At 62.7% G+C, this 12,076-nt stretch carries 9 protein-coding genes; 4 read left to right on the forward strand and 5 right to left on the reverse strand.

What is annotated here, in order from left to right; translation table 11 throughout:
• Window positions 1-161: 161 nt before the first annotated feature.
• The gene (locus tag G5S42_RS34685; protein ID WP_246392277.1) at window positions 162-1,058 is read right to left on the reverse strand and encodes a LysR family transcriptional regulator; all 897 of its coding nucleotides are present in this window, start codon (window positions 1,056-1,058) and stop codon (window positions 162-164) included.
• Window positions 1,059-1,237: 179 nt separating this feature from the next.
• Here G5S42_RS34685 and G5S42_RS34690 point away from each other — a divergent pair, with 179 nt between their 5' ends.
• The 3 genes from G5S42_RS34690 (at window position 1,238) to G5S42_RS34700 (ending at window position 5,531) form a co-directional block, all read left to right on the forward strand.
• A complete protein-coding gene (locus G5S42_RS34690; RefSeq protein ID WP_176111265.1) occupies window positions 1,238-2,404 on the forward strand; it encodes a mandelate racemase/muconate lactonizing enzyme family protein in 1,167 nt (388 codons plus the stop codon).
• Between the two features lie 147 nt (window positions 2,405-2,551).
• Window positions 2,552-3,922, forward strand: a complete 1,371-nt coding sequence (gene dctA / locus G5S42_RS34695) for a C4-dicarboxylate transporter DctA (protein ID WP_176111266.1) — start codon at window positions 2,552-2,554, stop codon at window positions 3,920-3,922.
• A 61-nt stretch (window positions 3,923-3,983) separates the two neighbouring features.
• Window positions 3,984-5,531: a methyl-accepting chemotaxis protein gene (locus tag G5S42_RS34700; RefSeq protein ID WP_176111267.1), complete on the forward strand. Its 1,548-nt coding sequence runs from the start codon at window positions 3,984-3,986 to the stop codon at window positions 5,529-5,531.
• Between the two features lie 34 nt (window positions 5,532-5,565).
• Here G5S42_RS34700 and G5S42_RS34705 read toward each other — a convergent pair whose 3' ends face one another.
• The 4 genes from G5S42_RS34705 to G5S42_RS34720 all read right to left on the reverse strand — a co-directional run bounded on the left by G5S42_RS34705 (window position 5,566) and on the right by G5S42_RS34720 (window position 10,255).
• On the reverse strand, window positions 5,566-7,089 hold the full coding sequence (locus tag G5S42_RS34705) for an ATP-binding cassette domain-containing protein (RefSeq protein ID WP_176111268.1): 1,524 nt from the start codon (window positions 7,087-7,089) through the stop codon (window positions 5,566-5,568).
• Window positions 7,086-8,012 (reverse strand): branched-chain amino acid ABC transporter permease, encoded by a 927-nt coding sequence (locus tag G5S42_RS34710; RefSeq protein WP_176111269.1) that lies wholly within the window; start codon window positions 8,010-8,012, stop codon window positions 7,086-7,088. The genes G5S42_RS34705 and G5S42_RS34710 overlap by 4 nt, the downstream gene beginning before the upstream one ends.
• Window positions 8,013-8,035: 23 nt before the next feature.
• Entirely contained in the window at window positions 8,036-8,911 is an 876-nt protein-coding gene (locus tag G5S42_RS34715; RefSeq protein WP_176111270.1) for a branched-chain amino acid ABC transporter permease, read from the reverse strand.
• Between the two features lie 78 nt (window positions 8,912-8,989).
• Window positions 8,990-10,255, reverse strand: coding sequence for an ABC transporter substrate-binding protein (locus G5S42_RS34720; protein WP_176111271.1), 1,266 nt, complete (start codon window positions 10,253-10,255; stop codon window positions 8,990-8,992).
• A 557-nt stretch (window positions 10,256-10,812) separates the two neighbouring features.
• Here G5S42_RS34720 and G5S42_RS34725 point away from each other — a divergent pair.
• Window positions 10,813-12,069: an ABC transporter substrate-binding protein gene (locus G5S42_RS34725; protein ID WP_176111272.1), complete on the forward strand. Its 1,257-nt coding sequence runs from the start codon at window positions 10,813-10,815 to the stop codon at window positions 12,067-12,069.
• Window positions 12,070-12,076 lie beyond the last annotated feature (7 nt).

The following is a 12,076-nucleotide window of genomic DNA, read 5'->3' on the forward strand; positions in this document are numbered from 1 at the left end:
ACCGCGCTCTGCTGAAGGCGCCGGAATGTCGGTCAATGGACGCTCTAACGGCAATACCCTCAAAATATTGAGGGTTATCTGACTAGCTTGGTCGGGTAATCGAAAGCTTCGCCCCAACAAGTGCTATGCACCTGTCGCGGCGACGCCTAGCGATATGAACCTCACTTCCGCGAGCCCCTCTTCTTCCTTTCCGGAACTTCGACGGTAGTGTCGACCGGTGTGAACGGCGCCTGAAAATGATCGACGAGGAAATCGATGAAGGCTCGCGCCCGCGCCGTCTGATTGCGCTGCCTCGGGTAGTAGACGAACAGATCCGCCGACGGCAGCACGGTATTCGGCAGCACCAGCTTGAGGCGCCCGCTCTGTACGTACTTGGCCAGATCCCATTCGGAGCGAATCAGAATCCCGTGACCGTCGAGCGCCCACCGAAGCGCAATGTCGCCATCGTTGCTCGATAGCACGCCCTTGACCTTGATCGCCTCGATGTGGTCGTTCACGATGTAGCGCCACACGCCATAAGCATCATCGTTCTGCCGATGAATGATGCAGCGATGCTGATGCAGGTCCTCCACGCGCTCGGGCGCTCCAAAACGCTCCAGATACTTCGGCGACGCGCAAAGAAAACGGCGATTGCTCATGATGCGCCTCGCGCTCAGCCGACTGTCCGGCAGCTCGCCGAACCGTATCGCCATGTCGAAGGCGCCTTCGACGAGATCGACCGGCCGGTCCGTCACCTCGAACTGCACTTCGACGTTCGGAAAACGCCTGGCGAAGTCGGAGACGAGCGGCGCGATGGTCGTCCTGCCGAAACCCAGCGTCGCGTTGATGCGCAACGGCCCATGCGGATCGCGCCGGGCGCCGGAGATGGCCTCCTCCATCTCGCGGACCTGCCCGACGATCTGGGACGCGTAGCGCAGATACGTCTCTCCCTCGGGCGTCAGGCTGACGCTGCGCGTAGTCCGGTTGACCAGACGGGCGCCGAGCCGCTGCTCGATGATCCCCAGCCGCTTGGTCGCCGCTGGCGGACTGAGATCGAGCGCCCGGGCGGCGCCGGACATGCTCCTGAGTTTCGCAAGAAGAATGAAGAACTCGAAGTCGGATACGGGTGCAGTACTCACTTTTGGTGAAATATGTAGTGAACGCAAGTGAATTCTAGCAAGCTCTTTCGCGGCTAAGCTATGCACCACATTGCAGCCAGGGTGGCTCAATAACCGTTCAAATCTCTGGAGACAATGGCGTGAGAATCGTTGAAATCCGCGAAAAGACCGTTCCGATCAGTTCCCCGATCCGGAACGCCTACATCGACTTCAGCAAAATGACCTTGAGTCTCGTCGCGGTCGTCACGGACGTGATCCGCGACGGTAAGCCGGTGATCGGCTATGGCTTCAACTCGAACGGCCGCTACGGTCAGGGCAAACTGATGCGCGAGCGCTTCATCCCGCGACTGCTCGAGGCCGACTCGGCCGCGCTCGTCGACGACTCCGGCGACAACCTCGATCCCCACAAGATCTGGGCGACGATGTTCATCAACGAGAAGCCCGGCGGCCACGGTGAGCGCTCCGTCGCGATCGGCACGATCGATATGGCCGTCTGGGACGCGGTGGCGAAAATCGCCGGCAAACCGCTGTTCCAGTTGCTCGCCGAGCGGTACGGCAATGGCGAGGCCAACCGCAAGATCTTCGTCTACGCGGCGGGCGGCTACTACTATCCGGGCCAGGACCACGAGAAGCTCAAGGATGAGATGCGCAGCTACATCGACCGGGGCTACACGGTCGTGAAGAAGAAAATCGGCGGTGCGTCGCTCGACGAAGACCTGCGGCGCATCGACTCGATCCTCAGCGTGCTGCAGGACGGCCAGAAGCTCGCGGTCGATGCCAACGGCCGCTTCGATCTCGATACCGCGATCAGCTATGCGAAGGCGCTGTCGCAGTACGACCTGTTCTGGTACGAGGAGGCGGGCGACCCGCTCGACTTCGAGTTGCAGGCGACGCTGCGCAACTACTATGACAAGCCGATGGCGACCGGTGAAAACCTGTTCTCGATGCAGGATGCCCGCAACCTGATCCGCTACGGAGGTATGCGCCCCGATCGCGATTGGCTGCAATTCGATTGCGCATTGAGCTACGGTCTCGTCGAATATCTGCGAACGCTCGATATGCTGCATCAGCATGGCTGGTCGAGAAGCCGTTGCATTCCCCACGGCGGGCACCAGATGTCGCTGAACATCGCGGCGGGCCTCGGACTCGGCGGCAACGAATCGTACCCGGACCTGTTCCAGCCATACGGCGGTTTTCCGGACGGCGTTCGCGTCGAGAACGGATATATCACGATGCCGGAGCTGCCCGGCATCGGCTTCGAAGGCAAATCCGACCTGATCGCCGAGATGCGCAAGCTGGCTGAATAACGCGCGCTCGCAACAATACCGACAAACATTCCCGCTTGAATGGTTCATAAAAAGACGGAACGAAGCCGGCTCAATGCGGCCTTCCCACGCTGCTCGCGTGGGAAGGCCGCATTTTCCCTTTGAAGACGCCACGCACAGGACACAGACATGCCAGTATCGAAAGTACGAAGAGCACTTTCCAAGCTGTACGTTCAGGTCCTCATCGGGATCGTGGCCGGTGTCCTGCTGGGCCACTTCTACCCCGATCTCGCGTCGCAGATGAAGCCGCTGGGCGACCTGTTCATCAAGCTGATCCGGATGCTGCTTGCGCCGATCATCTTCGCGTCGGTCGTGGTCGGGATCGCGCGCATGAACGACCTCCATCAGGCGGGCCGGGTAGGCGTGAAAGCCCTTCTCTATTTCGAACTGGCATCGACGGTCGCGCTGATTGCGGGGATGGTGGTCGTCAATGTCATCAAACCCGGCAGCGGCATGAACATCGATCCCTCGCAGATCGATGCGGCCGCGATTTCGACCTATACGCACGCGGCACAGCAACACGGGATGCTCGACTTCTTCATGAGCATCGTTCCGAATAGCATCGTCGGGGCATTCGCCAAGGGTGAGATGCTTCCGATCATTTTCTTTTCAGTTCTGCTCGCTATCTCGCTGGCGAAGCTCGGACCCCATACCTCACCATTCGTCGACATGCTCGACATGTTCCTTCAAGGCATGTTCGGCGTGGTGCGGATCGTCATGTACGTTGCTCCGATCGGCGCATTCGGCGGCATGGCCTTCACGATCGGCAAATACGGCATCGGCACGTTGGCATCGTTCGGCGAATTGATGCTTTGTCTGTATCTGACCTCGTTGTTCTTCGTGTTCGTCGTGCTTGGCCTTGTCATGAAGATGTGCGGGCTTTCGCTATGGAAGTTTCTTCGCTACATAAGGGACGAGATTCTGATTACGCTTGGCACCGCATCGACGGAAGCGGTGTTGCCGCAGATGCTGATCAAGATGGAGGCGATGGGCTGCGCTCGCCCGGTGGTCGGCATGGTCTTGCCCACCGGCTATACGTTCAATGCCGACGGAACGGCGATTTATCTGACGATGGCGGCGTTGTTCATCGCCCAGGCGATGAACGTCCACCTCAGTATCTGGGACCAGTTGCTCGTGCTCGGCGTGCTGCTGCTCACGTCGAAAGGCTCCGCGGGCGTGGCCGGGGCGGGATTCGTCGCACTGGCCGCGACGCTTGCCTCGATGCACAGGATTCCCGTCGAAGGCCTCGTGCTGCTGCTCGGCGTGGACCGCTTTCTGAACGAGGCGCGTGCGGTCACGAACCTGATCGGCAATGGCGTTGCGACCGTCGTCGTCGCTCGCTGGGAGGGCCAACTCGATAGGAACCTGGCGCGCGCGGTGCTGAATCGCGACAACACGGCTCACGTCCAGACACCCAGTCCTGCCACGCAACCCGCAGTCTCGCCGACATTGCCGACTGAAGCGGAGGCGCTCCTCGATGGCTCAGCGAACCATCAATAGAACTGAACTTTTCGGAACGTGTGCCGTTAACTCAGCGGTATCTCACTCTTCCGAATTCAGCATGAAACTGACCATCAAGTTCCGTCTTCTCGCCACCCTCACCCTGCTCGGGTTCCTGCTGACGGTGACTGGCGTACTGGGTATCGCCGGCATGCGCGGTTCGAACCATGCGGTTGCGCAGGCGTATACCAACGACGTGGCCGCCGCGACCGCGCTCGGCAAGTCCAACCTGAACCTGACCGTAGTGCGCACTACGCTCGATCGCGTGCTGCTGCACCCGGAGGCGGCGGATAGAGCCGCCCTCATCGATAAGGCGCGCAACTATCTAGCGGTCTCCGACAAAGCCTGGAAAGAGTACCGCGCACTGCCCGTCTCCGATGCGGAAGCGGCCTTGTCTAAGGCTGTCGCCGACGCCCGCGAAGCGATGCTGCATGGCGCACTCGAGCCGATGATGGACGCGATGAGCCGTGGCGACCACGAGGGTGCCGACCAGATCGCGATGGTCGTTATGCCGCCGTTTGCCGCGGCTCTAACGCAGAAATCCGCGGAGCTGGACAAGTTTCGCAACGCGCAGGGCAATAACCGCTACACGACAGCGCAGGACCGCTACGACACCCTCGTGACCATTACCGCAGTCGCGATCGCCGTCGGTCTTCTGACCTGCGTCACCTGCGGCTTCACGCTGCTTCGCGCAATCGCGCGCCCGATCGACATGACGGTGCGCCATGTCGAGCGACTCGCTCAGGGCGACATGTCGCAGCAACTGCGGTTCGACAGTAACGACGAAATGGGTCGCCTTGTCAGAAGCGTTGGGCAGATGCAGAAGGACATCGGCACGATGATCGAACAGATCGCTCGCGGCAGCGAGTCGATCGCGTCCGCGACCCAGCAAATTTCGGCCGGCAACGCGGACCTGTCGGCGCGCACCGAGGCGCAGGCGGCGTCCATCGAGGAAACGGCGGCGAGTATGGAACAACTGACCAACGCCGTCACGGAGAACGCGGCGCACGCGCGTGAAGCGCGCGAGCTCGCCGACGCGACGAAGGCGACGGCCGGTGCGGGCGCGGACGTCGTCCGTCAGGTCATCGACGCGATGCGCGACATTCACGACGGCGCGAAAAGAATGGGCGAGATCATCGGGGTGATCGAAGGCATCGCCTTTCAGACCAACATCCTCGCGTTGAATGCGGCTGTCGAGGCCGCGCGCGCCGGAGAGGAAGGACGCGGCTTTGCCGTCGTCGCCGGCGAGGTACGCAATCTCGCTCAGCGCTCGGCGACCGCGGCGAAGGAAATCAAGGAGCTGATCGACGCGTCGACCGCGCGCGTCGCCGACGGTTCGCGCCTCGTCGGCCGGGCCGGTGAGACCATGGGCGAAGTACAGACGGCCGTCGGTCGCGTCACGTCGATCATGAGCGACATCGCGACGGCTTCGGCCGAACAGAGCGATGGCATCGAGGAAGTCAATCGCGCGATTACGCAGATGGATCAGATGTCGCAGCAAAATGCCGCGCTGGTCGAACAGGCAGCCGCCGCGGCCGCGTCGCTCACCGAGCAGACTGGCCTATTGACCCGGGCGGCTGGCCGATTCCGCTTTGCGTCCCTGTCCTGATGCCACGCTATAGGCTCGCGTGCCGCGACACGCCTTAGGTTCGCGAGCCGCCGGAGGTCGTGGTGTCGGCGTCATTGGCAGGCACCGCCTCGAGAAAACCGCGCCCCATCTCCGCCTCGAAGCGCGCAGCGCTGCCCTCCCAGATGATGCGCGCGTGTTCGAGAACGTAAACGCGATCGGCATGCGGCAGCGCAAACCTGACGTTCTGCTCGCCCAGCAAGACGGTGATGGGCGTGGACTTCTGCAGCGAATCCAGCGCTTTCGACAATTGCTCGAGAATCACGGGCGCGAGGCCGAGTGTCGGCTCGTCGAGAATCAGCAGCTTCGGTTGGGTCATTAGCGCGCGCGCGATCGCGAGCATTTGCTGCTCGCCGCCGGACAGCGTACGCGCGGTTTGGCCCTGGCGCGACTTCAGGATCGGAAACAGATCGAACAGCCACGACAGCTGTTTAGCGCGCGCCGAATCAGCAAGATGATATCCGCCGAGTTCGAGATTCTCGCGTACCGTCATGTCGCCGAATAGCTCGCGCGTTTCCGGGCATTGCACGAGGCCGGCGCGCGAGATCGCGGCACCGCTGATACCGCGCAGATCGCGGCCGTCGAAGCGGATCGTCCCCTTGTACGGCACGAGGCCCGAGAGCGCGTTGAAAAGCGTCGTCTTGCCCGCGCCGTTCAGGCCGACAACCGAGACGAACTCGCCCTCGCGCACTTGCAGACTGACGTCGTCGAGTGCGCACGCCTTGTCGTAGAGCACGCGCACACCGCTCACCTCGAGGATCGTGGGCTTCGCATTGCCCGCGGCTCCAGTGCGCTGGCGCAGCTCCAGCTTGCCGCCCAGATAGACGCGGCGCACCGTCTCGTTCTGCATCACCTGTTCGGCGGTGCCCTCGGCGACACGCTCGCCAAGGTACATCGCCAGCACGCGGTCGGCGAGCGCGGACAGACTCTTCACGTTGTGGTCGACCAGCAGCACCGCGCGCCCTTCGGCGCGAAAGCCTCGAATCAGCTCGGAAAACGCGTGCGATTCCGCCACCGTCAGTCCCGCGAACGGCTCGTCCACCAGCACGACCTGCGGGTCGCGCGCAATCGCCTTGGCCATCTCCATGCGGCGCAGATCCGCAAACGGCAGCGTCGCGGGATGCCGATGCATGACGCCGGCAAGGCCCACGCGCTCGGCGATTTCCTGCGCGCGCTGGTGCACGTGGGGTTCGGCAGCGAGCTTGACGAGCGAATCAGGCAGCAGCGCGAGCTTGATATGTTCCAGCACCGTTTGCCGATGCAGCGGCCGCGAATGCTGAAACACGATGCCCACGCCCGCGCGCGCGATGCGGTGCGGCGCCCAGCCGGCCATCTCCACGCCGTTCACCTTGACCGACCCCGCATTGGGCCGTTCGATGCCCATGATCAGCTTCATGACCGTGGACTTGCCCGAGCCGTTCGGTCCAATCAGACCGAGGATCTCGCCGGGCCGGATCTCGAAGCCGATATCCTTGACTGCGACGAGACCGCCAAAGCGCTTGGTCAGCCCGCGTACGGAGAGCAGCGGCGTGTCGTTCATTGGCGCTCCCTCGCACGTAGCAGATTGCCGAGCAGACCGTCTGGAAAGAACAGCAGCGCAGCCAGCGCGACCGCCGCGACGACGAACGTGTTGAGCTGCCCGAGCGGTCGCAGGAACTCGCCGGCGACGATCAGGAAGATTGAGCCGATCACCGCGCCGAGTATCGTCCGGCGTCCGCCGAGCACGGCCGCGATGATGATCTGCACGCCCACGCTGAGATCCACCACCGTGCTCACGGAAGCCGTGCCCTGATAGAACACCAGCATCGCGCCGGCCACGCCCGAGAAAACGGCGCTGATGCAGAAGGCCACGAGCTTGTGCCGCGTGACATTGAAACCCAACGCCTGCGCGCCGGTCGCGTCCTGGCCGCTCGCCTGCAGGATCAGACCGACTGCCGAACGCGACAGGCCGAACAGCAGGATCGCGCAAACGATCAGGAACGCGAGCGCGATCCAGTAGTTATGGTTCGCATCGACCGACATCACGTCCGGCACCATCATGCCGATCTCGCCGCCCGTTATGCCCGCGAAAATCACGATGGCGTTTTGCAGCAGCAGCACGGCCACGAGCGTAACCAGACCGAAGTAAGGACCGCGCAGCCGCAGCGCGGGCACCGCGAGGAGCAAGCCGCCCACTAGCGCGACGCCGCCGCCCGAGAGCACGCAAACGGGTATGGGCAGGCCCCATCTGGCGTTGAGGATCGCAGCCGAATAGGCGCCGAGTCCGATCAGGAACGTCGGCCCGAAGTTGACCTCGCCGGCAAAGCCGAACAACAGGTCCCACGACATCGCGAACACGCCGAAGTAAAACGCAACCGTGAGCACGCCGAGGATGTAGCCAGAAAGCCACCACGGCAACGTCGCGGCGATCACGGCGAGCGCAACGGCGATCCATGCGCCACGCGAACGGAGAAGAACGGACATAGGGGTACGCTCCATTCGCACGGTTAGCGGCGTCCCAGGAAGCCCTGGGGCCGTACATACACGACCAGCACCAGCAGCAGCAACGCGGGCAGCGGGCGCAGCGTCGGCGCGATCAGATAGGCCGTGACCGTCTCCAGATAACCCACGACATACGCGGCCATCAACGAGCCCGACACACTGCCGAGTCCGCCCAGCACGACGATCGAGAACGCGCTGGCCGTGAGCTGCCCCGCATTGTTCGTGCTCACGCCAAGGAACGAAGCGAGCAGCACGCCCGCAATGCCGGCCAGCACGCCGTAGATGCTCCACGCGAGAAGATAGATCCTGGAGAGTTCGAAGCCGAGCAGCGTGAGACCGCGCGGATTCATCGAAGCCGCGAGCAGCGCTTTGCCTGCACGCGTGCGGTTCACGAACAGCCACAGCATGCCGATCACGGCCCAGCAGACCACGGCGATCATGATTTCGTTGTACGGCACACGCACGCTGCCCACCATCGCCACCCCGCTGATCAGCGGGCGCATCGTCACCGGGTTGTCGGTGAAGAGCCACGCCATGCCCTGCTGGATCATGATGCCCCACAGCAGCGTGCCGGTGAGCACGAAGATTTCCTTCTCTTCGCCGGGAATCGCAGCCGAGCGTTGAATGGGCCGCACCACCATCAAGTAGGTGACGAAGGCCGTCACGAGACCCGCGATCACGCCGAGCAGCGTGCCGAGATAGGTGCCAAGACCCGCCTCGCCCGCGAGCATCCAGCCCATCAGCGCCGCGACCAGCATCACGCCGCCGTGCGCGAGATTCAGGATGCCGGAGACGCCGAAGATCAACGTGAAGCCGATCGCGCCCAGCGCATAGAGGGAACTGATTGCAAAGCCGTCGACGAGAATCTGCAGTAGCAACATGCCCGGCCTTTCATGTTGGTTAGGGTGTCGATTCGTGCGGTGTCCGGGTCTTCCCGGACAGTCGCGATCGTCGTACGGCTAGTTCGCGCTTGCCTGCTTCACCTTGATGAAGGTCGGGAATTTCACCGCGCCGTTGGCGATCGACTTGGGCCAGATCGCGACCTGCTTGCCGTTCTGCCATTGCAGGTTGATACCCGTGATATAGCCGGGCCCGTACTTCAGCGCGTGCGTGAACTGATCGCTCTTACCATAGAACTGCCAGCGCCCGATCGTGCCCACGTAGTCGGTTTTCTCGAGCGCGTCGACCATCTGGTCCGGATCGGACGAGCCCTTGTTGCGCCTGATCGCGTCCGCGATGATGTAGACGAGGTCGTAACTGGTGAAGCCGCAATACGCCGGAGAGACGCCGAACTTCTTCTGGTACTCATCCGTGAAGGGGACCGTTTTCGGCGTGATCGCCACGCCCGGCGCGGCGGCCGAGGCCGTGATCACGCCCTCGGTCGCGCCGTTCGTGTCCTTCCAGAAGCTGGTGGTCGTGGCCTGCGAGCTTTGGCCCGACATCGGGATCGGCACTTGCTGGTCGTGCCATTGCACGGTCGGCTGCACGCCCACGTGGCTGATGCCGGTGGTGATCGTATCGGGGTGCTTCGCCTCGATCTGGTTGAAGATCGGCGTGAAGTCGGAGGTATCAGGATTGAAGCGGATGTGATCGAGCACCTGAAGTCCCGCTTTGGGCAGGCATTCGAGGTAACGTTCGTCGAGCGGCTTGGTCCACGCCGCGTCTTCGCTCATGACGACGGTCGTTTTCATCTTGAACTGGCCGACCAGAACGTCGTGCGAGAAGTCGCAGATAGATTGCGCGATGAATGCCGACGTCATCCAGCCGTGGAACGTGTATTTGTAGTGGTCGTAGTCGTCGTGAACGTGCTTCGAGATGTCGTTGCTAGCCGCGCCGGGTGTGATGAAGGGCACCTTCAGGCGCCCGGACCACGGTTCCATCGCGAGCGCCACTTCGCTGATGTAGCTGCCGATCACAGCGACCACCTTGTCCTGGGTCGCCGCGCGCTGGAAGGCGCGCACGCCGTCCGAGGCCGATGAATGGTCGTCGTACGCGACGATCTGGATGGGCCGGCCATCGACGCCGCCGCTAGCGTTGATCTGGTCTGCGGCGAGCTGCGCCGCCTTGCTGATCGAAGCGCCCGCCACCGAGGATTCTTCGCTGATCACGCCGATCTTGATCGGCTCGGCCGCCGCATGAGCGCCTGCCGCCAGACCTAGCCCCGCCGCTACCATCCCCGTCGCGACGACGCAATGAAGGTTTCGCCACACATTGTTACTGGACATCATGCATCTCCGATTCGAATGGATCGTTGAGCAACAATTGCCCGCCACATTGCAGCATCTTAAGAATGCGCACACAACAATATTCACCCGGTTTGCGCCGCTCAATCGGTACAAACGATGACCGGGTCCGTACGGACTTCATGGTGCAGAGCGGAAAAATCTTGCCGCTCGGGCCGTGGGAAGCGGTTTTTTCTTGGTGAGCTAGCGCTGTGTAGTGTGAGATTAGCGGCCTTCTTCCTCTCGCTTATTCGTCATCCGAAGCATTGTGTCGGCGGTTCAATGGACCAACGTCCTGCCGCCTTGCAACCGCCCGCGACGCAGCGCGTCGACCCGCGCCACGATCAGCTCGAGGGTGGCACGCGTGCCTGCGTGCGGGTCCGAACATTACGCGGCAACCCTGCTTGCTGACATATGTACGTCATGATAGGTTGCTGCAATTCCCGCTGCCGAACCTGGCATCTGTTTTCGCAACGCTACGCGCCCGATAAAAAAAGCGGGATGGGTTGATCTGGACTCATCGTACGCATACGCCTTTCCCCAACCGGAATTCAAGAGCCATGGCTTCAATGATCCAGCGAACGACCCTGTTCGCCTGTCTTCGCGCGGCTTCCGTCGCGGCTTCCCTGTCCATCGCCGCACTTGGCGCGCACGCCGCCGATCTCGTGATCGCAGGCCGGGACGACATCTACGGCCGCGGACTCGCGCAGGCGGTGGACGGCTACAAGAAACTGCACCCGGGCGTCGATATCGAATTGCTGAAGCTGCCGAATAACGACCTGTATCAGAAGCTGAAGCTGTCGTTACGCGAAAACACGCGCGCTTATGACCTGGTGATGATGGACGACACCTGGTCGCCCGAATTTATCGCCAACGGATGGCTTCAGCCGCTGCCCGCCACGCTCGCGGATGCCGATCTGGTGACGTCGACGATCTCCCTCGGACGCGCGTCGAGCGGAACCTTGTATGCGATGCCGATCGTCGGCAATGTCGAGATGTTCGCCTATCGCAAGGATCTGCTCGCGAGTCGCGGCCTGCAGCCGCCGCGCAGCTGGGACGACGTGCTGAACATCGCACAGACCATCGGGACCGCCGACAAGGACGTTTCCGCTGTCGTGTTTCGTGGCGTGAAGGGCAACCCCGTCGTCACCGGTTTTCTGCCGATCCTTTGGGCGTATGGCGGAGAAGTCGTCGACATGAACGGCAAGGTCACGATCGATTCGCCCGAAGCGCTGGCCGCGCTGAAGATGCTGCTCGCGCTGAAGAAGTGGGCACCGAAGGATGTGGACGTGTATGGCGCCGGTGAAGTGCGCGACGCATTGCAGGGCGGCACGGCCGCGCAGGCCATCGAAGTGTGGCCCGCCTGGCTGCCAGCGCTCGACGATCCGGCGAAGTCGCGCGTCGTCGGCCAGGTCGCGCTGCAACCGCCGCCTGGCCAGGTCAAGGGGCCGGCGCCGATGCTGGGCATCTGGCAAATGGGCATTGCGAAAGATGCCGCGCATGCGAAGGTGGCGGCGGATTTCCTCGCCTACCTGACTTCGTCGGCGACGCAAACCCAACTTGCCGTGCTCGGCATTCCGCCGACGCGCAAGAGCGTCTTCGTCAATCCGGCACTCGTCAAGCAATATCGCTGGTACCCGGACCAGCTGAAGGCGCTCGAAGCGGGCCGTGCGCGGCCTCGCGTAAAAGATTGGCAGCAGATCGAGGCGATTCTCGGCGACGCATTGCAACTCGCGCTGACGGGGCAGGCCACGCCCGACGCAGCGTTGCATCAGGCTGCACAGAAGATCGGCCAGGCCAACGCGGCAGTGCAGTGATAGCGGC

The sequence above is a fragment of the Paraburkholderia youngii genome (genome assembly GCF_013366925.1).
Classification (GTDB): domain Bacteria; phylum Pseudomonadota; class Gammaproteobacteria; order Burkholderiales; family Burkholderiaceae; genus Paraburkholderia; species Paraburkholderia youngii.

Coding starts and splice junctions, on each gene's coding strand:
- G5S42_RS34685 (WP_246392277.1), bottom strand. CDS start 1,058: ATGTCCGGCGCCGCCCGGGCGCTCGATCTCAGTCCGCCAGCGGCGACC.
- dctA (WP_176111266.1), top strand. CDS start 2,552: ATGCCAGTATCGAAAGTACGAAGAGCACTTTCCAAGCTGTACGTTCAG.
- G5S42_RS34700 (WP_176111267.1), top strand. CDS start 3,984: ATGAAACTGACCATCAAGTTCCGTCTTCTCGCCACCCTCACCCTGCTC.
- G5S42_RS34705 (WP_176111268.1), bottom strand. CDS start 7,089: ATGAACGACACGCCGCTGCTCTCCGTACGCGGGCTGACCAAGCGCTTT.
- G5S42_RS34710 (WP_176111269.1), bottom strand. CDS start 8,012: ATGTCCGTTCTTCTCCGTTCGCGTGGCGCATGGATCGCCGTTGCGCTC.
- G5S42_RS34715 (WP_176111270.1), bottom strand. CDS start 8,911: ATGTTGCTACTGCAGATTCTCGTCGACGGCTTTGCAATCAGTTCCCTC.
- G5S42_RS34720 (WP_176111271.1), bottom strand. CDS start 10,255: ATGTCCAGTAACAATGTGTGGCGAAACCTTCATTGCGTCGTCGCGACG.
- G5S42_RS34725 (WP_176111272.1), top strand. CDS start 10,813: ATGGCTTCAATGATCCAGCGAACGACCCTGTTCGCCTGTCTTCGCGCG.